This is a genomic window from Shewanella sp., assembly GCF_048265805.1.
GTDB lineage: Bacteria > Pseudomonadota > Gammaproteobacteria > Enterobacterales > Shewanellaceae > Shewanella.
The window spans coordinates 77197-98625 of sequence record NZ_JBLXAT010000003.1 but is presented as its reverse complement, the minus strand read 5'-3'; the positions used below and the strand labels follow the sequence as shown (position 1 = coordinate 98625).

Annotated in this window: 18 protein-coding genes and 1 tRNA gene; 10 read left to right on the top strand and 9 right to left on the bottom strand. The window is 45.8% G+C overall.

Annotated elements, in window-relative coordinates:
* Positions 1-376: 376 nt before the first annotated feature.
* Entirely contained in the window at positions 377-691 is a 315-nt protein-coding gene (locus tag ACN0TT_RS02920) for a hypothetical protein (protein WP_417760645.1), read from the bottom strand.
* A 475-nt stretch (positions 692-1166) separates the two neighbouring features.
* Here ACN0TT_RS02920 and ACN0TT_RS02915 point away from each other — a divergent pair, with 475 nt between their 5' ends.
* A complete protein-coding gene (locus ACN0TT_RS02915) occupies positions 1167-3023 on the top strand; it encodes an AsmA family protein (RefSeq protein WP_417760644.1) in 1857 nt (618 codons plus the stop codon).
* A gap of 127 nt (positions 3024-3150) precedes the next feature.
* A complete protein-coding gene (locus ACN0TT_RS02910) occupies positions 3151-3447 on the top strand; it encodes a hypothetical protein (RefSeq protein ID WP_417760643.1) in 297 nt (98 codons plus the stop codon).
* A 230-nt stretch (positions 3448-3677) separates the two neighbouring features.
* Here the strand turns inward: ACN0TT_RS02910 and ACN0TT_RS02905 are convergent, their stop codons facing one another.
* The 3 genes from ACN0TT_RS02905 to gloB all read right to left on the bottom strand — a co-directional run bounded on the left by ACN0TT_RS02905 (position 3678) and on the right by gloB (position 8298).
* A complete protein-coding gene (locus ACN0TT_RS02905) occupies positions 3678-5231 on the bottom strand; it encodes a methyl-accepting chemotaxis protein (protein ID WP_417760642.1) in 1554 nt (517 codons plus the stop codon).
* 526 nt (positions 5232-5757) lie between these two features.
* Positions 5758-7308: a LysM peptidoglycan-binding domain-containing protein gene (locus tag ACN0TT_RS02900; RefSeq protein ID WP_417760641.1), complete on the bottom strand. Its 1551-nt coding sequence runs from the start codon at positions 7306-7308 to the stop codon at positions 5758-5760.
* Between the two features lie 171 nt (positions 7309-7479).
* Positions 7480-8298 (bottom strand): hydroxyacylglutathione hydrolase, encoded by an 819-nt coding sequence (gloB, locus tag ACN0TT_RS02895; RefSeq protein ID WP_417760640.1) that lies wholly within the window; start codon positions 8296-8298, stop codon positions 7480-7482.
* A 125-nt stretch (positions 8299-8423) separates the two neighbouring features.
* On the opposite strand from gloB, the gene ACN0TT_RS02890 reads away from it, so the two are divergent.
* Entirely contained in the window at positions 8424-9158 is a 735-nt protein-coding gene (locus ACN0TT_RS02890) for a class I SAM-dependent methyltransferase (protein ID WP_417760639.1), read from the top strand.
* Positions 9159-10061, top strand: a complete 903-nt coding sequence (locus tag ACN0TT_RS02885) for a LysR substrate-binding domain-containing protein (RefSeq protein ID WP_417760638.1) — start codon at positions 9159-9161, stop codon at positions 10059-10061.
* Positions 10062-10066: 5 nt separating this feature from the next.
* Here ACN0TT_RS02885 and rnhA read toward each other — a convergent pair whose 3' ends face one another.
* Positions 10067-10537, bottom strand: coding sequence for a ribonuclease HI (gene rnhA / locus ACN0TT_RS02880; RefSeq protein ID WP_417760637.1), 471 nt, complete (start codon positions 10535-10537; stop codon positions 10067-10069).
* Positions 10538-10596: 59 nt separating this feature from the next.
* Between rnhA and dnaQ the strand changes: the two genes are divergently transcribed.
* The 3 genes from dnaQ (at position 10597) to ACN0TT_RS02865 (ending at position 12859) form a co-directional block, all read left to right on the top strand.
* The gene (gene dnaQ, locus ACN0TT_RS02875; protein ID WP_417760636.1) at positions 10597-11343 is read left to right on the top strand and encodes a DNA polymerase III subunit epsilon; all 747 of its coding nucleotides are present in this window, start codon (positions 10597-10599) and stop codon (positions 11341-11343) included.
* Between the two features lies 1 nt (position 11344).
* Positions 11345-12664, top strand: a complete 1320-nt coding sequence (locus ACN0TT_RS02870; RefSeq protein ID WP_417760635.1) for a TIGR03503 family protein — start codon at positions 11345-11347, stop codon at positions 12662-12664.
* Positions 12665-12782: 118 nt separating this feature from the next.
* Positions 12783-12859, top strand: a tRNA-Asp gene (locus tag ACN0TT_RS02865).
* A gap of 156 nt (positions 12860-13015) precedes the next feature.
* Here ACN0TT_RS02865 and ACN0TT_RS02860 read toward each other — a convergent pair.
* The 4 genes from ACN0TT_RS02860 to ACN0TT_RS02845 all read right to left on the bottom strand — a co-directional run bounded on the left by ACN0TT_RS02860 (position 13016) and on the right by ACN0TT_RS02845 (position 17677).
* Complete coding sequence (locus tag ACN0TT_RS02860; protein WP_417760634.1) at positions 13016-14146, bottom strand: O-antigen ligase family protein; 1131 nt, start codon at positions 14144-14146, stop codon at positions 13016-13018.
* A gap of 276 nt (positions 14147-14422) precedes the next feature.
* Positions 14423-14962, bottom strand: a complete 540-nt coding sequence (locus ACN0TT_RS02855) for a hypothetical protein (protein ID WP_417760633.1) — start codon at positions 14960-14962, stop codon at positions 14423-14425.
* A gap of 16 nt (positions 14963-14978) precedes the next feature.
* Positions 14979-17000, bottom strand: coding sequence for an EAL domain-containing protein (locus ACN0TT_RS02850; protein ID WP_417760632.1), 2022 nt, complete (start codon positions 16998-17000; stop codon positions 14979-14981).
* 5 nt (positions 17001-17005) lie between these two features.
* Positions 17006-17677: a transglutaminase-like cysteine peptidase gene (locus ACN0TT_RS02845; RefSeq protein ID WP_417760631.1), complete on the bottom strand. Its 672-nt coding sequence runs from the start codon at positions 17675-17677 to the stop codon at positions 17006-17008.
* Between the two features lie 465 nt (positions 17678-18142).
* Between ACN0TT_RS02845 and galU the strand changes: the two genes are divergently transcribed.
* The 3 genes from galU (at position 18143) to ACN0TT_RS02830 (ending at position 21429) form a co-directional block, all read left to right on the top strand.
* Positions 18143-19078 carry a UTP--glucose-1-phosphate uridylyltransferase GalU gene (gene galU / locus ACN0TT_RS02840; RefSeq protein ID WP_417760630.1) on the top strand — a complete coding sequence of 312 codons (936 nt, stop codon included), beginning with the start codon at positions 18143-18145 and terminating at the stop codon, positions 19076-19078.
* Between the two features lie 66 nt (positions 19079-19144).
* Entirely contained in the window at positions 19145-20374 is a 1230-nt protein-coding gene (locus ACN0TT_RS02835; protein WP_417760629.1) for an oligosaccharide flippase family protein, read from the top strand.
* Positions 20371-21429: a glycosyltransferase gene (locus ACN0TT_RS02830; protein ID WP_417760628.1), complete on the top strand. Its 1059-nt coding sequence runs from the start codon at positions 20371-20373 to the stop codon at positions 21427-21429. Before ACN0TT_RS02835 ends, ACN0TT_RS02830 begins: the two co-directional genes overlap by 4 nt.

The window sequence follows — 21429 nt, the reverse complement described above, 5'->3', positions numbered from 1 at the left end:
ACCGCGAAATTCGCTTTACTCAAGCATAGTGGAATTCGTTGGAACTGCCAGCAATCAATGTGTTAACGAATAGGAATTTCACGGCGGTGTCTCGGCGTTAGCTGCTGATCATTCAGAGTGAAAGAGGAGCTTGAGTAGCGTGCTTGGTAATTCGATGATGCGGTAAATCCGAGTAGGCAAACAGCAATGGACCGTGAGTGATGACAACCTAGTTGCGGCGGGAAAAGATCTGTTGTTCAGATGAAAGTTAACTATTTAATTTAACCATACTATCAACTAATCAAACGGCTATTAGCTATTTATTCAGCTAAGTAGGTAATTTTATTTGCTATGGACACTAAACGACAAGGGACGATTACCGTCCCTTGTCGTTAAATCATTTGGCGTTTGCCATCAGTGTTATCACTTCATCGTAGGACATGTTTAATTCTTTCGATAGATTGATCACTTTAGATTTAAATGTCTGTACTTGCTCTTGCTTAACTTGATCGTTTTCCATCTCTGCAACCAGAGTGTTTACTGCTTCCTGCAAGGTTTTCATACGACGCAGGCTGTAATCGAGCGATTTCAGATAGCGTGTCATCTGTTGCTGATTACGGGCATGTTCTAAGTCGTTTGAATGTTTTTTATCATGTCCATATTCATCAAGCGCAGCAATAGCGTTTTGCAAATCAATTTCGCTGTTTGTCATTATTTTCTCTTAATCAATTGTAGACTTGCTGATATGAATGAGGTTTCGCCAAGATACGCAAAGGTATCCGAACGAGTTTATATTATTTTAAAAGGAATGCTCAATATATTCTCGAAAACTATACCTTTCTTTAGATAACTTGGTGAAATTTATTACCTAGAAGCAACATTTACGATATCTAATCTATACAGCTTGGTCTGCGACTATTGGGTAGTCTGGCCGTTTTTATACCTACGCCGCCACTGAACCGTCACATAACTGTAAAAAGGTAGAGAGTTTGGCAATGATGAACTAACTTTTGGAATTAAGTCGGGCAGAGTCTAGGGGCTGTTTATCTTTGCTGATTGTTTTTGCGCGCTGCCGCTGCCCTAGGGTTGTTCGCGCACTATCTGCCCACTCCTTAAGTTGTTGGTCAACAAAGCGCTGATATTCTGGCATAGTATGTGGAATAAGCATGAAGAAGAAGGAAACTTTCATGAAAGTGCTCAAGTGGATACTGATCGGTATCATTGTCGTGGTGGCTGGTGCTATCACCTATCTCACCGTATTCCTCGACCCGAACGACTTTAAGCCACAGATCATTGCTGCGGTTGAAAAGCAAACAGGCAGGGATTTCAATATTGATAAACCGTTGGAGTGGACTTTTTTCCCATCTATTGGCATTAAAGCGGGAGGAATTTCTCTCGGTAATCCAAAGACCTTTAGTCAACCGACCTTTGCCGCGGTAAGTGAAATTGTGGCAACCGTTGAGTTGATGCCGTTATTTAGCCATGAGGTCAAAATCGCCGAATTGGTGCTTGATGGTCTGCGGTTGAATATAGTCACAGATAAGCAAGGTAAAACAAGCTTAGACGGATTAAATAGCGCTAAATCTGCTGATGCAACTCCAGCGGCTTCAGAGCCCGCCGCATCCACGGCAGACGGTGGTTTAACGTTGAAGTCGCTCAGTATTGGTGGCGTGAGTGTCACGGATGCGCAAGTGCATGTGATCAATGAAGCCACTGGCAGCGATAATCTGTTCACCTTAGACAGCTTTAAAATCGGCGCCTTATCTTTGGGTGAGTTTGCTTCACTCGATTATGAACTTTCTGCGGCTTTAGACGGATTAACTGTCAGCAGTGAAGGCCACGGTCAGCTAAAAATTTCTGAAGATCTGAAAGTCTTTTCGCTGAAAGAATTGGCGTTAAAAACGGTAGCAGAAGGTAAATCGCTGCCAACAGGTAAAATAGAGAATAGCGTGACCGTTGATGCCACCGTGGACACCAACAAAAGCATCGCTACGACTACGTTAACCGATCTCGCCATTAACGATATTAAAGGTAAAGGTCAGTTAGATGTGCAGTTCGGTGCGGCAGTACCTAATATTGCGGCCAAACTAACACTGGGTGAGATTGATGTAGACAAGTGGTTGCCAGAAAGCAGCGAAGACAAAACTGCTGCTGCCCCTGCGACTGAAAGTCCATCAGCCCCAGCAGCCAGGGCGCAAGAACCTGACTTAACCGGCTTGAAAGCGGTCAACGCTGATTTCGAATTAGATGTAGCTGGCATCAAAGTCTCAGGGCTAACCACTAAAGACTGGAAGATGATCATTAACCTCAAAAATGGGGTGATGAATATGAAGCAACTGTCTGCTGCCTTGTATGATGGTAGTTTACAAGCATCTGCAAGCTTAGATGGCCGCAATCCGGTGGCTAAGTACAGTTTTGACAGCCAAATCTCGGCGATTAATATTCGCAATTTGCTGAAAGATGCCGCTGATACCGATATTCTCGCCGGTACCGCTGATATCGCGATTAAAGGCGACGGCAATAGTTTAATTCCTGACAACATTAAGCAACGCCTTAGCGCCAATGGCAAATTTGCGATTAATAACGGGGCGCTTTACGGTGTCAACGTGCCGCAGATGATTCGAGGCGCGCAAGCAAAACTGAAAGGCGATTTCACCGAAACCAATAATGAAACCAAGAAAACTGATTTCACCAGTTTGACTGGCAGCTTCAGCTTGGCAAACGGTGTTGCCAATAATCCAGATCTGCTGATGGCGTCACCACTGATCCGTATCTCGGGTCAAGGTGATGCACACCTGCTGGACCAATCTCTGGATTACAAATTGACGACGGCACTCGTTAGTACGTTGAAAGGTCAGGGCGGTAAAGAGCTGGACGACCTCGTAGGTGTTGAGATCCCGCTGGCAATTAAAGGTACGTTTGCAGAGCCTAAATTCAGTTTAGATACTGATGCGTTGTTTAAATCGAAAGTGAAAGAAGAAGCTGACAAAGCAAAAGAAAAGTTAACTAACAAGCTGTTCGAAAAACTTGGCGGCAAGAAGTAACCCTAGAAAAGCCCTTGATTGAGGGCTTTTTTCTTAATAACGATGAGCAACATCAATCCAGATGCGAGACCGTTTTTCGCCTCTGGCCTGTTAGCTTGCGACTCATGCTATGTAGAGAGTTAATGATATGTCCGAGCCTGCCAATCAACTCGATGGTGCAAAAGTGCTTGTATGGGCATGGTCCGGTGCGACGCCTTTTGGTGTGGTACGGGACAGTTTAGGAACGGTCATCGATGAGATTTATGGCTTGGCGATTTGTCGTTACGCAAGCGACGGCGTCGTTTATCGTTTCAGTTGTAATCATCACTGGGAAGTAGTGCAAGATGCCGATTATGTCTCTGTTGATGAAGCGAAATACCATCTGCCTACAAAGTATAAAATGGTGCCTGTCACTTGGATTACTTACGAAGAGTCCTTGCGGTAAAGTGTTGCGACTCATCGTCACTGTCTGAAATATTTTGCTAAGGTCTGTGGATGAAAAGGGTGATTCGATGTAAATCCGTTTTTTGGCTGTTCATCGTCACACTAGTTCAAATTCGCTTTGCCTAGCTCGGGCGAAGAATGGCGCTGCTTCAATAGATTTTCTTTTACGCCGTAGCTGGCGAAAACAACAAGGTCAGGTAAGGCCTGACCTTGTGACTCATTGATAAACCGCTATTGGAACTGTGCGATCAGCTCTTTTTGCCGCAGGCTTTGCTTTTGCAGCTCGGCACCATGGCTGGTCGCTACTTGGCTATTATCTCTCAAGCGACTTAGCCCTTGCTGTAACTTGCTGGAGTTATCAAACAGCTGCTCTACGGTATAGGCCTGTTGCTCGGTAGCAACTGCAATTTGCTGACTATTGCCAGCAATTCTCGCCAAGGTTTGGGCTTCCTCAGTCAGTTGGGAAACTAACTGGTGTTCCAACTTGGCTCTTTGCTCGACCAGTTGTTTGCTTTGGCTCATCTGTTTCACTGCTTCAGTGCTTTGTTGGCTGAGCTGGCGAATAATTTCATAAATTTCTTGGGCTGAGCTAGAGGAACGTTGCGCGAGCGCACGCACCTCATCGGCAACTACAGCAAAGCCGCGGCCCGCTTCACCCGCTCGTGCCGCCTCAATAGCGGCGTTCAACGCGAGTAGATTGGTTTGCCCAGCCAACTGCTCAATCACATCCAACACCGAATTGACTGAGGCGCAGCGTTTGGCTAGCTCAGTAATCTGCGTTTCAACCTGCTGCACTAAGTTATTCATCTCAGCATTGGCCGTGAGACTGGCGTTGAGTGAACGCATGGTTTGCTGATTGCTTTGCTCTAAATTTGCCACGTCAGTTGCTGAACCCGCCGATGTCGCCGCAATTTCACTGATTGCGCTTTTCATCTGACTGATGGCCGCGGCAAGTTCATCTAAGGCACCCGCTTGAGACGACAGTTCATTGTGATTATTGTCGACTGATTGCTGATGGCAACTGAGATTTCGATCCAGCAACTCGGCTGTATCATTAATGCGTGCCGTTATGGCGATAACCTCAGCCTCACGCATGCGCAAACTCAGTTCTGCTGCGCTGAGTTCATCCGTGTCACCGGTATAGATGCCTTGGAGTAGGGCATTAGTCTGTGCCTTTTCTGCCACGCGGCTCAGTATGGCGCAACGTTTACTCAAGCGTGCGCCAAAGTAACCCATGCCGAGCAATGCAAGCACAACGCCGCCAATGGCATAGATACCACCCATTAAACAGCCTGCGGCAATCACCACGCTGGAGGCGAACCAAGCTGATAGTACTTTCTGAGTCAGAGACAGTTGCAGCTTTGGCAGCGGCAGTTTGCCTTTTTCAATATTCTGATAGCACTGCTTCGCTCGCTCGATAAGTTCAGGCTCTGCGGTGGTGCGCACTGATTGATATTCGACAATTCTCCCGTCACGCAGAATTGGTGTGATAAAGGCATTCACCCAATAATAACCACCGTCTTTACGACGGTTTTTGACAAGCCCCATCCAGTTTTTTCGAGCCTGAATGTTGTTCCATAAATCGGCAAACGCCGCTTTGGGCATGTCTGGATGGCGCACAATATTGTGGCCGTGACCTAGCAGCTCATCTTTGTCAAAGCCGCAAATATCACAAAAGTCTTTGTTGATATGTGTGATCCGTCCTTTCAAATCTGTGGTCGACAGGATACGAAAAGATGTTGGCACGGGGGTTTCAATATTGGTTATGTCTTGCTTGGGTCTCATTGGGCACACACCTGTCTTCAGCAGGATAATTGTTATTTTGAGTGTCAAATTTGTGACACCTATTAATTTGCCTATTATTATCGCAATGACTTATGTAGTTCTATGAATGAGATCATGTAAAGTGGAATATTATTTGCGGTTTATGTAAATAATGAGGGATAGAATGGATTTTACGAGTTTAGTTTGAACTGACGTTGACAATGGAGATTATGGGGTGAAGCCTCAACTCACAGGGGGACGTCGAGGCATTTATGCGGTGCAGTTTAGGGGGGGACAGAGCGAATAACTACGGTGCGTGCTCTGCATGGGTATTCCGCTTTCAGAAGCAGGGCGCAGGTTACCGCATTGCGTATGGCAAAACCGCAACGTAACAGATGAAACTGCATGCCATACTCTTCAGGAATTTTTCAGCTAACGCATTGCTGCGATAGCCAACTTTGCCGTGCTTCAGCATGCCCACTGCTGGTTACCTTGAACCGCTATTGCTTACACATCCACGGGGGGCAACAACTTGTTTGCAACTTCACTAGCTTTCGCTACGGGTGACGTCAACAAATAGGGTTAATGTTTGCCCAGGTTGCAGGTAGTTATGCTCATTTAAGCGGTTCCATTTCACTAACTGCTTGACGGTTACTTTAAAGCGGCCAGCAATTCTTGCTAATGAATCACCGTTGCGCACTTTGTATTTAACTGTGCGTACTATGCCTTTACCGTTTTTAGCGTTATGCCACACCACTAGCACTTTACCTGGCTTTAGCGTGTCTTTCGTGGTCATGCTATTCCAGCTAGCCAGCTGCTGGGTGCCAACGTTAAATTTGCGCGCAATTTTCCATAATGAATCGCCGGATTGCACTTCGTATTTGCTGCTGTAACGGCTGTTATTGTTGCTTTGACGCGCCAAGACACGCTGTTCTGCTGACAACGGATAGTCGCTGGCTTCTTGCAGTGATACCGGTATGAGCAGGTATTCCCCAGCAACAATACGGTTGCCTTTAATGGCATTGACGCTGCGAATAATATCGACCGTCGTTTGATATTTTTTGGCGATCAGCAGCAGCGAGTCACCCGATGCGATCTGGTAACGCAGCCAGTTAAGTCGTTCTGTCGGATCAAGTGCGGCTAATGCGGTACTAAACTGTTCGGCTTTATCGATTGGTACCACTAACTTATGGGGGCCTTTGGGCGCGGTTGCCCAGTGGTTATAACCCGGATTAAGCCGTTGTAATTCACTGATGTCAATATCGGCTAACTCTGCCGCTTTAGCTAGATCTAACTGGCTACCAATGTCGATTACAGCGACGGCCGTTGAGTTATCAATCGGTGTCAGGTCAATGCCATATTGAGAAGCATGCTTAATAACATCGGCTAGGGCTAGCAGCTGCGGCACATAACGTTCGGTTTCGCGTGGCAATGACAATGACCAAAAGTCGGTAGGTTTTCCTGCAGCCGCGTTGCGTTTCACGGCATTAATCACACGGCCTTCACCGGTGTTGTATGCAGCGATGGCATATAACCAGTTGTGATCTGTCTTTTCGTAGAGGTATTGCATCATGTCGAGCGCGGCGTCGGTTGCCGCAGGTACATCGCGACGTCCATCATACCACCAGTTAATTTTCAACCCAAAATGGCGTGCCATTGGCGAGGTAAATTGCCATAGACCAGAGGCCGCGCCCGGTGAATAGGCAAACGGGTCAAAGGCGCTTTCCACTATTGGCAACAACGCCAATTCCATTGGGAGGCCACGTTGCTCAATATCATTCACAATCAGGTAGAGAAATGGCTTGGCCCGTTCAGATATCTGCTGCAGATGCTTAGGATTGGCGATGTACCATTCACGATAACGTTTAACCAATTTTTGATCGGGAATAGGCATATTGAGCTGTTCGCGCAAACGCTGCCATACATCGGTGATCGGCGCAGGTTGCTGCACATCTTGTTCTACTGCTACGGGAACAGAAGGAACGGTGGTGCTGTTGTCACTGATTGGCTCGTCCATAACATCTGATGACGGCGCCACTTGGCAACCAGATAGAAGCAATAATAATGCTAAGGCGGTGGTGATTTTGTAGTGCTTCAAACGCGCTTTACCTCAAGGTGTATTTAGGCAATACAGACGTCATCCCGCTGTCATCTGAACGGAGCAGAAATTCCAGCAAGCGTCGACAATGTTACAACCTTCTGTTTTTATAGAAATAAAAAAATGGCAGCTGGGTGTTTAACCTAGCCGCCGAGCATTCTAACGAAATATTTAGAAGTTGTCTTTCCAAAGACGCAGCAGTTTTAACCGATTTTCAGGATCAGGACAGGGTTGTTTGAACTGCTGTTGCAAAACTGCTTGTAGACGGTTGTCTGTGCAATGTAAGAACGGATTAACCGCTTGCTCGCGCGCAATTGTCGACGGTAAAGAAGGTTTAGACTGCTCTCGCTCCTCTGCTACCGCCCGTGCATATTGTTGTAATTCGATGTTATCTGGTTCGACAATCAGGGCAAAATTGATATTGGCGAGCGTGTATTCGTGAGCTGCATAGACGCGCGTTAGCGGTGATAGTTTGTCTAGGGTGGCTAACGAACGATACAGCTGTTCTGGTGTGCCTTCAAACATGCGGCCACAACCACAACTAAACAGGGTGTCACCACAGAATAACGCATCATCAATCAGATACACCCAATGATCTAACGTGTGTCCCGGTGTTGGCCACGCTATGGCTTGCAGGTCAAAACAGTTGTTCTTTGAACTCAAGGTGATTTTACCTGAGTGCTCCAATGGATGACTAATTGCACTGTGGCAATCTGTTGGACCATAGACAGGGGTGTCACTGCCAAAATGTTGTAGCAAGTCATTCACGCCTCCGGTGTGATCTTTATGGTGGTGGGTAAGCAAAATACCGCTCAAGCGCAGTTGCTTCTCTTCAAAAATCTTGATCACAGGAGTTGCATCGCCCGGATCAACTACCCAAGCATTGCCAGCTTTATCTCCAATAGCCCAAATGTAATTGTCATTAAAGGCCGGAATGGGGGCAACGATAAAACCGTTATGAGTTTGTCTGAATGGAATGGACTGAGCCATTAGAAACTCCTGATAAATAATGTGAACTTGCGAGCGTGGTAAATTTAACGCACTGAGTCGCTTGCCTCAATGGGGTATCCATTATTAATCTACTCAAAACGCAATGGTCAGACCGGAATATTAAGGTGTCAGCAACTACTGAATTATTATGGCAGGACTGGGAAAATCTTCCCAATGGCGTGCAGCTATTGGCTGAGGTGGATGAGTCACTTGCACCTTGGTGGCCGCGCATCTTTGGTTACCACCTGTTACAACTTGGGCCAATGAGTCTGAGTTTGGATCTGCAACAGTGCAAAGTTAACCATAGTTTTTCGCTGTTTCCAGAACAACGTGCTGATGTTATTGCCGATTTTGATGCATTGCCGCTCCAGTCAGCTTCAATTGATGCCGTGGTAATGCCGTTATTGTTGGAGTTTGAAAACGATCCTTACCGTATTTTACGTGAAGTTGACCGAGTATTGGTCAGCGGTGGTTATATAGTGATTTGTGGTATTAACCCTTTCAGCAGTGCCTATCTCGGTAAATTGTTTCCTAAACGCCAAAATAGCTGGCCGTGGAATGGCCGATTCTTCATGCCCGCTCGAGTGCTCGATTGGCTGGGTTTGCTCGGTTATCAATTGGTGCATGATGAGCGCATCGGTTTTCATGCTTTTCTGTCAGACTGGGACTACCCACAAATTTGTCGGCAGTGGCAACAAAAGGTCCTGCCGCGCACTGGCGCCCTATACGTTATGGTGGCGCGTAAACTCGATTCACCTTTAACGCCATTGCCGCAGAAAAAGAAAAAAGCGGTAACTGGTTGGCAACCTGCGCCGAGTGGTGGATTTTCAGGACGACATTTAAAAGATTCGGAAAAATAGATGCGAATAACGCTTAAGCAGTTAATGATTTTTGAGGCGGTAGCGCGTCAAGGGCAGGTGGCAAAGGCGGCCGCTAGAGTCAATCTCTCGGCACCAGCAACGTCAATGGCGTTGTCCGAGTTAGAACGCCAATTGGATGCGCGTTTATTTGAACGGATCGGCAACAAGCTGCAGTTAAATTCCCAAGGGGCAATGCTGTTACCGCTGGCGACCACAGTATTACAACAAGTCGAGGCAATTGAACAGGCTTTTACACCATCGGCAACCGTCCTTGCCGGCACCTTAAATGTGAGTGCCAGTAATACCATCGGCAATTTTCTATTAGCCAAAGCGGCGGTGGCATTTTGCCAGTTACATCCCGACGCGAATGTGGAACTAAATATCGATAACTCACTGCATGTCGTGCGTGATGTTACCGAGTTTCGTGCCGAGCTCGGTTTTATTGAGGGGTACTGTCTTGATAGCCGTATCGAGGTGACCACTTGGCACCATGATCAGTTGAAGATTTTTTGCCATCCGGCACATCTGCTTGCAGGAAAAACAGTACAACCGCAAGAGATCAGTAATGCTGCGTGGGTATTGCGCGAAGAGGGCTCAGGTACGCGAGAATATTTCGTCAATGCGGCAAATAAACTGAATCTACGGCCAGAGGTACGGTTTACCTTTCCCACTCCGGATGCAATTAAACAAGCGGTGAAGCAGGGAGCGGGGTTGGGCGTTCTGTCGGCGTTGACGATTGAAAAAGAGCTAAATCGTAAAGAGATCAATACTGTAGAGGTAGCGGGAATGACATTAGAACGGCCATTTTACCTGCTGCGACATAAACACCACAGCATCTCGCCATTAGCGCAGGCATTTATTGAGTTCTGCGCTAATTTCTTGCGATTACAGCCAACGTCATAACCTAATTACGGTTGATAGCCAGTATCTGGACGAACCGCATCCTGCTCGGCCGCGGTTCTTGCCAGCTCATCGCAACGTTCGTTTTCAGGATGGCCAGCATGGCCCTTGACCCAGTGCCATTCGATTTGATGCTGCTGACAGGCAGCGTCGAGACGTTTCCACAGATCAACATTTTTTACAGGTGTTTTATTGGATGTTACCCAGCCTTTACGCTTCCAATTGTGGATCCACTGAGTAATCCCTTGACGCATGTATTGGCTATCACTGGTTACCGACACTTTGCACGGCTCTTTGAGCGACTCGAGTGCCACTATCACCGCAAGCAACTCCATGCGGTTGTTGGTAGTGAGACTATATCCTTTGGATAGTTCTTTAATGTGTTGTTTATATTTTAAGATTGCGCCGTAGCCACCAGGACCGGGATTTCCTAGGCATGAGCCATCAGTAAAAATCTGGATGTGTTTGAGTTCAGTCATCAACTTGCTAACATAGCCCCAAGTTAGAGTAATAATCCGTTTCTAAAGCGACAAAATACATGAATATCATCTCAAATGCGACGCGTCAGGTGATCCTCGATACCGAAACCACCGGTATGAATCAGGGCGCAGGCCCTGTATTCCAAGGTCATAAAATTATTGAAATTGGTTGTGTCGAAGTGGTCAATCGCCGCTTAACTGGCCGTACCTACCACCAATACATCAACCCGATGCAAGCGATTGATGAAGAGGCGATAGCGGTTCACGGCATTACCAACGAGCGCGTGGCCAATGAACCAACCTTTGCGCAGATTGCACAAGACTTTATTAATTTCATTGATGGCGCAGAAATCGTCGCACATAACGCGCCCTTCGACGTCAGCTTCATGGACCATGAGTTTTCCATGCTGTCGCCTCGAGGCCCGAAAGTAGCCGATATTTGCCAAATCCTCGATACGTTAGATATTGCTAAGTTCCTGCATCCGGGACAAAAGAACAACTTGGATGCCTTAGCAAAACGCTATCACATTGATAACTCTCGTCGTACTTACCACGGCGCATTGCTCGATGCTGAGATCCTCGCTGATGTTTATTTGGCGATGACTGGTGGTCAGACTAAATTTAATTTGAGCCTCGACAGTGAAAGCAGCGGTGAGGCTGGCGGCATCATTCGGCTAAGCGATAATCGTAGTTCTCTTAAAGTGATCAGCGCTTCTGCCGATGAACTTAGTATGCATGAACAGCGCCTTGATTTAGTGGGAAAATCAGGTAAGTGTCTCTGGCGCGACGAACCATCAGGAATGTAACTTGGCAATATTTGCGCGCGGTATCAGCTTAGCGTTGATCTCTGTTATGGGGCTATTGCCCTGTGCTTGGGCAAAACAAGAGCGAGTAGTACCTTATTCACAGGCGTCAGAGTTAAAGAATCGCTTCCGTATCGACCACATGGTCGATGAAGTGACGCTAATTGTGCAACGAAAATTTGGCTCGGCGCCGGTGGTTGTCATTCAACCTGATGGCTCAAAATGGTACGCCAATCGCCATCCGCAAACTGTGAAGTGGACTGACGCAGAGTCTGGAGATGTTATTAATATTCAACAGCCTATGGCTGGCCCGTGGCAGTTGACAGGGAAAATCGTTCCAGGCTCTAAAATTGTTATCTTGTCTAAATTGGCGATCGATGTGGAGCCTTTCCCACAGCCACTATTTCAAGGTGAGCGTTTAAAGTTACGAGCTTGGTTAACTGGGGATGACTTGCGGTTACGTTTACCAGGGCTGGCTTACATGGTGCAGTGGACGGCAGGCTTTTCTTCGTTACAAAACAAAGATGATGCAAACTTTGCCGCAGGGACCTTTAACGTGGGTACCTATCAAGATAACGGCAGCGAATTAGACGAACAACCTGATGATGGTGTGTTCACCTCTAAAATTAACCTCGATCAGCCTTGGGGACATTATCAGCTAAAAATCCAAGCACAAAACGAGGTCTTCCAGCGCGAATATCTACAAGAGTTTGTATTGTCTAAAATACCGGCGGATATCACTGTGGTCGAGCCGGAAAAGCCACTTGAGCAACCTTGGGAGTTGAAGTTAATCGCAGATGGTGAGCAACTGAACTTAGCAGAAACCTTCTTTGAACTGGCAATTGTTGGGCCTGCTGGGTTTCAAGCGACCATCAGCGAACGTATGGAAGGGGCTACCGAGAAAGAACTACAGCTGACAGATGTGAGGGACTTTGGTAGCTACCGCATCAAAGGCACACTGTTTAGTACCACGCATACTGGCCGCGAGATAGTGCTGACGTTACCTGAACGTTTCTTCAATTTCATTGAGCCACCCAAACCACCACCAAGCGCAGAAGAGCTAGCGGCACGCGCGGCAGCCATTGCCAAAGCAGAAGAGGAAAAAGCCAAATCAGAGGCCATGAAGCTGGTTATTATCGGCAACGTGCTATTACTGCTTATCGGCGCGGGTATCATATTGTTTTTACGCAAGCGTAAAAGTTTAAAATTGGCATTGGCCGCTGCTGAGCGTGCAGCAGCGGAAAAAGCACCGCCACAGTCGGTAAGTGATGCGCTTGATGAGATAGATCTCACTATGCCAGATGATGTCGATAAGAATCGATAATTTGCACAATTTTGTAAAAAAACAGCGAATGGTCAAAAAATGGCTTAACAGCTTCATTTTGGTAAAAAAACTGTTGACGCTACGGTAGCTGATTCGTATTATTGCGGCCATCCTAAGTGGAGCGGTAGTTCAGTTGGTTAGAATACCGGCCTGTCACGCCGGGGGTCGCGGGTTCGAGTCCCGTCCGCTCCGCCAGATGTTACAAGAAGCCAGCACCTTGATGCTGGTTTTTTTGTTGCTGACTCCTGCAATGGGACTGTTTATTTCATCCCCGATCCATGCACCGATTTCCTATTTAACTCTTTATTGCTGGCACATTTTGCTACCAAACAAAAATAAGCTCCGCAGCGGCTAATGGGCGTATTCTGGTGCGGTCTTATCTTGGCGCATGTAAACAATAAAACTCAAACTCAGTAAGGTAATAAACAGTAGGGCATTTGCTGGTGCTTGTAAGTTAAAATCTACGGTGTTGTGGACCAGCATATGCACAATGGCCATCGCGCAACCAAATGCTATGCCACGGCTTAGCTTGTTATGCTTGCGGCGCATTGTCGCCATGTTCAGTGCCAAGGCAATGATCAGCCAGATGCCGAGCAACAAGGTTGTTGGAATACCAAGCTCGATGGAAAACTGCAGATATTCATTATGAGCATGATCGTAGAAGCCGTGATAAACCGCTGACTGGTAGGCGGGAAATACGGTATAAAATGTTCCCCCGCCAAAGCCAAACCAAGGTGCATCTTTAACAATAGGAAGTGCGTCGTGGTAAACATCATCCCGAGCTTCCGAGGTAAACGATGTTTCGTGATAACGCTGTTCTAGTTTATCGAGTCCGAACATTGAGCCAACGATCAGTGAGTCGAGGATAAAAATACTAATCACTAAAGGCTTCAATAGTGTAGGGCGGTTTTTATAAAACCAAATCGCGTAAAGTGATATCAGTAATAATGAGCTAAAAAATGCTGCGTTTCCCATTCTGCTGCGACTAAGCACCAGGCCTATCATCATCACAACTAGCGCTAAACGTAATAGAATTTTACTGCTGAGCAGTGATTCTAAGACCGAGCGGCCGATGGCGCGCCAATTCCACTGCATACGGCGACTTGAAAGCTGTGCCATCAGTACGCCGACCCCAAGCGCTAATGTCATGGCTAAGTAGTTAGCAAAATGGTTTTGATAGACGAAAGAGCCGCGAGCACGATTTCCCTCGGTAACACCAAACAATGGCGACAATTCTGTACCAGAAAGATTGAGAATGGCGCCATAACTGCCTTGAAATACACCGCTGCCCACAATGCAATAACAGAGAATTTTAAGCTGACGGTCCGTTTTGAAGTAACTGACGATAAGCCATGCAAACAGGCCGTAACACAAGCTTTTAACCACCATAATTAGCGTTTGATTGGCATCAATGGTGTAAAGCCATGGTGTGGGTGAAACTAGCTGTAACCCAATAACTAACATCACTAAAACAAACGGCATCAAACTCAAGTATTGCCAACGACCGATGACCCACGGCTCCTTGCCGCGAATTACTGAGACTAGATGCAAAGCGAAGGTAACAACAATGAGTAATTCTAGGATTGACCAAGCCCAAGGCCTGTTGCTTGCAAGGGGGATTGGTGCCCAAAACAAAATTGTGCAGCAGCATACCCTTACCATGTTGGAAAAAATGGATTGATTCATCAAATGTGCGTCCATGCTCATTGGGGATAGTAAAAGAGGGCCGATAATTGGGCCCTCTAAAACGGAAGTCAATTAATTGTTTGATGCGACGCCACCACCGCCGCCACCTGAACCACCACCGAAACCGACACCGCCCGGAGAGGTAGGTGAGCCCGCGATTGATGCTGGAGTGCCAGTGCCCGGTGCTGGTGTTCCTCCGGCTGCAGTGGCTTGAGTGACTGCACTCATATTCACATCAGGTAAAAGCAATGCGACAGTGGTGATGACATCGGCTGGCATGCCCGCAGCAGCAGCGCCGGAAGCAACGGCCGCTACAACTGCATCACCATAAGGGGCGGCAGCACCAAGCGCCGCTTGTAGGATGGATTGTTTATCTTCATCTGTAGTGGCGGCTTGAATCAGCTGTTGTACCTGCGCCGTTATCTCAGCGTTCGCTTGAGCTTCAGCAGTTTCGGGGGAAATATTCGGTTGAGCGTCTTGGTACTGAGTCACAAGCGCATTGTGTTGATTAACCACTGCTACAACGTCCGATGTATCGACCGCAGCGTAGACCGTGCTTGACGTGAGTGCAGCAACTGCGAGCAGCGCGGCGGCAATAGTTCCTTTACTCATCTCGATATCCTTATCTTCAGAAACGTGCTGGATTAGTTAATTCTAAGTTAATAATGTTGCCTGTCAAGTTACTTTTATTTGTCAATATATTGGCTTTTTGTGGTACGGACAACCAATTCCCTTGTACTGCATCGACGCCTGTTGATTGACAATTGCGCAAAATCTCTTTGCTTTCAATGTGCGGGGCAATTACCGGTATACCGAGCCCGTGGCAGATTTGGCACAGTGTTTTGATGAAAAACAAATTGTCTGCACTATCAATTGCTAGGCTGTATGAGCCATCAACTTTTACATAATCAACATCAAGACCTTGCAGATATTTGAAGGTGCTTAAACTGGCGCCGAATCGTTCGATACAAATCTGACAGCCGTTACGTTTTATTAACTCAAACAGTGCTTTAGACTCTTCGGGGGCTTTGAGTATTGAGTGCTCTGATAACTCAAAAATAATGCTGCCGTGTTTATCCAATGCTTGTAACTGCGCATCCAGCCACTGACCAAAGATTTTGTTACTTACTGCGCCGAGTGACAGATTAATCGCATAGGGATATTCCGGCCGTTGGATAATCTGCTGCAAAATAAAGCGAATAACCTTCATGTCCAGTTGCAGCGCTAAGCCTTGTTCCTCTGCCATTGCATAGGTTTCAGCGGTCGCCAGTGGCTGTTGTTGATACTTAAAGCGCACAAACGTTTCGATGTACAAGATAGCATTGTCGTTGCTCACCACGGGCTGTGCCCATAGTTCAAACTCTTCAGTATCTAGTATCTGCTGGATCAGTTGGTTCCATGCCATTCGACCTTCTGGTTTTTCGCGCTGATCGTCACTGACCATCACGGGTAAATTCGGTTGCTGCTTACGCTGAATATTGGCTTGATCCAATGCCGATAGATAGTGGGGCAGCGGTGTATCTGCATCAACGGGCATCATCACTACGGAGCCGAAGCCGTTTTGGTAGTGTTGGTTGTTGAGCAGTTTTATCTGTTCGTTGAAACTGTCGAGTGCTCGCTGTAGATTTTTTTCATGCGCATGGCTCAGAAATACTATGTCACTGCCGTTGATACGGAACACCTCACTGTCGGTATTTGCCAGCGCTATGGTTAGCTCGTTGACCGCACGTAAAATATAGCGGTCTGCCTCTGCATAGCCTTGCTGATGATTTACCTCGGCCAATGAATGCAAGCTAAGCAAGCCAATATGCATTTTGGTTTCGTTATTGACGATACCTTGTTGTGCCGCTGCGAAGCGCTGTTCCATTAAACGACGGTTACCAAGTCCGGTCAGGTGATCCTGAAACGCTTTGCGCTTTAACTCATCAGCCTGTTTAGTTAATGAAGCAAAACTGCGTTGAATGTTGGCCACCATGGTATTCATGGCGTTCACAACGGCGCGTAAATCGGTAGTGAAGGGCAGTTGTTCGAGTTTTATAAAGTTCTTTTTGCCAACTTCATTTGCGAGATGCTCGATTTTCTGTAGCGGTTTTAGCACCGCAATTGTAATAAGTTGGATCAGCACTAGGCTAAGCAAGGTAATTCCCGCAATGCCCAAGAAATTACGTTTAGCGGTACGCCATAATGCTTTGTAAGCAAAACCAGGATTGGATTGAACCGACAGCACGCCACCATCCCCCCAACCACTATTGACCTCTGTGCTGCGTGACGGAGGGGTGAGGGGGAACATACTGACAAACCAATGTGGTACTTCATCAAACTCAACTGGATTAGTTTTGTGAATTTTTACGTCACCTTTGGTGTCGGTAAACATAATTTCTTCGTAATAACCCGAGTCAAAAATGGCGCTGACCATAGTCTTTGCCACCACTAGGTTAGGGTCATCCAGATAGCTGGAAATTGATAATCCTAGGCTTGTGGCTGTATCTTGCGCATGTGACTGCATTTGGGTATTTAAGTACTGCTGGGTGCTCTGTATCGATAGATAGAGGCTGGAGGTAAATGTTAGCAGCGCTACCAATATAATCAGTAGGTGTAACTGAAAGCGGAGCGAGATGCCCGGCATAAAGCCTTTTGATGTTGACGTCATAACAGTTACATTCCCTTTTCTATCCTGTTAAGTAAGTCTTGCCAGTTGGACCCACCTGTTTTTCCTTCTACTTTTCTACCTAGCCCTTGTGCTTTTGCCAGCCAAAGACCTTCGGCGTTAAATCCATATATAGGCTTTAGATCGGCTCTACGTGTTGCAGGTAACAGTTTTGGGTTTAAGTTATCTAATACTTTAGGTACAGCATCTTCTTGTTCTATATAGAGCAATACCATGTGTGGTTCGTCAACAGAGAGCGCCCGAACATACATGATGCGCAGTTTGCTATCTGGCACGCCCATGGCTCGAAGTGAAACGTACTTAGCGATAGCGTAATCCTCACAATCCCCCGCGCCGGTGCCGAGCGTTTCAACTGGTGTCGCCCAATAATCCTCTTGGCCCCAATGGACGAGATCGGATTGATACGTCACATTCTTGTTAAAAAAGTTGTTAACGTTATTAATGCGCATCCAATCACTTTGGCCTTTGCCTTCGTCAAGCAGCCTTTTCCAGCCAGCGATACGTTCGACGGCCTCATCACCGTATCTATCCTTTATCTCGGCCATATATTCTGGTGAAAATAGCTGGTTAAGATAATTGGCATTGCCGAGTAGCAATGTTACGGAGATAAACAGCAATACAATCCTTATGTATTTGAACTGTATATCTTTCCAACCCATGAACGATCCTATGTTTATTGAGTGGCTGCAGATATTACGTGATTAAGAAGCGCACGAGTGATGTCCTTTGCTTGCTTAGCACTTTCCTAGTCAACAATAGAACGATTTCGACAACCTAGCTATCCATGCTGTTTATTTAACATTCTTGTCACCTATATATTACATAAAGTTGTAACAACATGTTACTTTAGTGTTAGGAGGTATTGCTAATCTTGCTTGATTTCGTATACCTTAGATATTGTCAAAATTATGACGAATATGAAAGTTTTTGACAGATTAAGATTTAAAACTCATGAATAGTGCTGAGTTTTACCAAAATAATGATAAATATTAATGGCTGGATTACAGATGTGTTGTTCGTTTCCAGCGTTTGAACTGGTTATTCAAGGACGACTAACTTACCCCAAACGAGAAGTCGTTGTGAAAATGTAGCCCCCTAACTTAGCAGCAGACATGGAGCGTTGAATGCAAACTATCACAAGCCGCAAGGTAACTAAGGCCATTATTCCTGTTGCGGGACTTGGCACCCGTATGCTTCCGGCCACTAAGGCTATTCCAAAAGAAATGCTCCCTGTTGTCGACAAACCGCTCATCCAATATGTGGTTGAGGAGGCTGCTGCTGCTGGGATCACGGAAATAGTGTTGGTGACTCATAGCAGTAAAAATTCCATTGAGAACCACTTTGACACCAGTTTTGAACTTGAAGCGCAATTAGAAAACCGCGTTAAACGTTCGCTACTCGAAGAGGTGCGGTCTATCACCCCTAAAAATGTCACCATTATTTCAGTACGTCAACCAGTCGCATTAGGATTGGGCCACGCTATCTCTTGCGCTGCTCCAGTGATTGGCAAGGTGCCATTTGCAGTATTGCTGCCCGACGTGCTGATTAACAAATTTCAATATGACGTAAAGCAAGACAATTTAAAGTCGATGCTTGATCGCTATGAAACTACAGGCATAAGCCAAATCATGGTCGAAGGCGTTCCAGTAGAATCCGTTAACGCCTACGGGATTGTTGATTTACAAGGGAAAGATATCACTGAGGGCGGTTCTGAAAAACTTCACGCTATGGTGGAGAAGCCTAGTGTAGAAGAAGCGCCTTCTAATATGGCAATTACCGGGCGCTACGTATTGTCACCTTTGGTGATGGAACTACTCGATTTCACCACTGCGGGGGCTGGCGGGGAGATCCAATTAACCGACGCACTAGCGCAACTTGTACGGGAAGAGGAAGTTGAGGCGTATCGCTTAGTTGGCAGAAGTCATGACTGTGGTAGCAAATTAGGGTATTTGGAAGCACTGGTCACATACGCTCTCAATGATCATATTTTAGGTGAGGACTTTGCGAGGTTTTTGAATACTTGCTCTGGTAAGGCAACACGCAAACTGGAAGCGCTGTAAATAGCAAGTGAATAGGTGTTTTATCATCTATCTGCTTGATTATTTGCAAATAAGTGAGTTGTTAACATGAAAGCGCTAATAGAAAGTATTTTCTCAAAGGGCTGTTTCTTTGTGCTGCAGTTTCTGACGTTGATGGTCCTCTCTCGGTTCGTCGACAAGCAGTTCTTTGGCACATTTTCCATCATCAACAGTTTGTATTTTTTCTGCATTATTCTGTCAGAAGCTGGCGGCATGCAGCAAATCATCAATGCCGAATCGGCAGATGACGAACGAAGAGTGCTAGCCAACGCCCTTGTTACCTCCATCAGAGGAGCCGTAATAATGGTGGTGCTATTGTTGGTGTTTCCTTTGCTTTATCAGTTTAAGGTCGACAACCTTGCTATTGCGCTATTGGCTGCCGCCCTCATGCTATATGGCGTGGCTTCAGCATTAATCGGCTTGTTATATAAGCAACTTAAGTTTTTTAAAGTGGCGGTGGTTGAATGCACGGCTGAGCTCATTTCTCTGCTAGGTGCGGTGCTGGTCGGATTAAGCACAGATTTTGATATGAATGTGTTGGTGGTTAAAGTGGCGCTATATTCATTTATACGTGTGACTTGGCTATTTGTGATGTTTAGGCAATATCTGCATCCACAAGAACTGATAAATCAAATTACTGACAGAACGGCGCCAAAATCCACGTTTTCTAGAAGTGTTACTTCAAGCAATATTGTCTCTTTTTTCGTGCGCTACGGCGACAATTTACTTATCGGACGCTTATTTAGTATTGATATTTTGTCACTATACGACCGTGCTTACCAACTGACTAAATATCCCGTAATGCTGCTGTCGTTTTCACTACAGCCAGCAATTCAACCACTAGTTAAAAAACTCCAAAGTCTAGATGAGGTTAGGGCGTTTATTCTCAAGTTAAACGCAGTATTTCTTGTGTTTGGGAGTTTGTTGTTTTTATTTATTTACTTCTATGCGGCAGAGATCATCTCGCTGGTGTTAGGGGATAAATGGTTGGATGCGAGAACGATTTTGGTCGTACTCAGTTTTTCCATTCCATTTCAAGCGATCTATAGCATTAGCGGCGGGGTATATTATGGTTTGGGACAACCGCAGAGAAGTTTGAAGATCAATATTTTATTGGCGTTGTTTTTGGTAAGCGCAATATCTATTAGTTCCTACATTGGTAACTTTAATCTTTGTACCACCTTGATATCTGGTTCATTTGTTGTTGCTGCATTGTGTTGTTTTCTCGATATTTGGTTTATGGAACGAGAGATGTTTCTCGCTTGGAGTAATAAATGAAAGTTCTTCATGTAGCCGAGACGGTAAAAGGTGGTATCGCCACTTACCTAAATATGCTGACGTTAGCTACGCAACAAGAGTGTGAAAATATCTTTTTAGTACCGGAAAACCAGCAGCAGTATATTGATGCTGACTCCATTGGCTATCGCTATAGCCAACGACGTCCCAAAGATCTGCTTACAATGTTTAAGACCTTTTATCGAGTATATAAAGAGCAACAGCCAGATATCGTTTTTATGCACAGCACTTTTGCAGGCTTACTTAGGTTGGTCTGCATCATCGAGCCAGGACTTAAACGTAAAATTGTTTACTGCTCTCACGGTTGGAGCTTCAGTATGAATAGTCGCAAGATCGTACTGAAGACTTATGCCGTTGTTGAACATTTATTATCCAAACTTAACCGTAAAATTGTTTGTATCTCAAAGTACGAAAGAGAACAAGCTAGCATTATTGGTATAAAAAACAGCTTATTAACTGTTATTTATAACTCCATACCTAAAGATGTCGTTATCGATGAGGCGGTGACGCTGACACTCGCTGAAGATGAGAAATATCTTGTCTTTGTCGGGAGAAAGAGCGAGCAAAAAGGATATGACCTTTTAGATGAAATAGCGAAATACCTGCCGAATAACTACAAAATAATCGTTATTGGTGACTTCCAATCGGGGGATTTTTCCAGCCAAAAGATTATTACTACTGGCTGGTTGGATGGCGCTAAGGTCAACTATATCTTAAAGAATGCCAAAGCGTTGATCTGTCCATCTCGTTGGGAAGGTTTTGGCTTTGTCGTTATTGAAGCGTTTCGCGCTGGAGTACCGGTTATTGGTTCCAACCGTGGCGCATTGCCTGAATTGATTTTAACTCCGCTTAATGGGTTTACATTCGACCTTGATAATATGCCTAAGCTCGAAAAAATATTTAAGGTGCTGGATGATGATCTCAAGTGGCATCAACTAAAAGCCAATGTTAGCCACTCATTTGAAGATAATTTTAGTTTAGATAAGTTCAAATTCTCTGTTTTACAACTCTATAGTGAAATTCAAGCGGGGAACTAA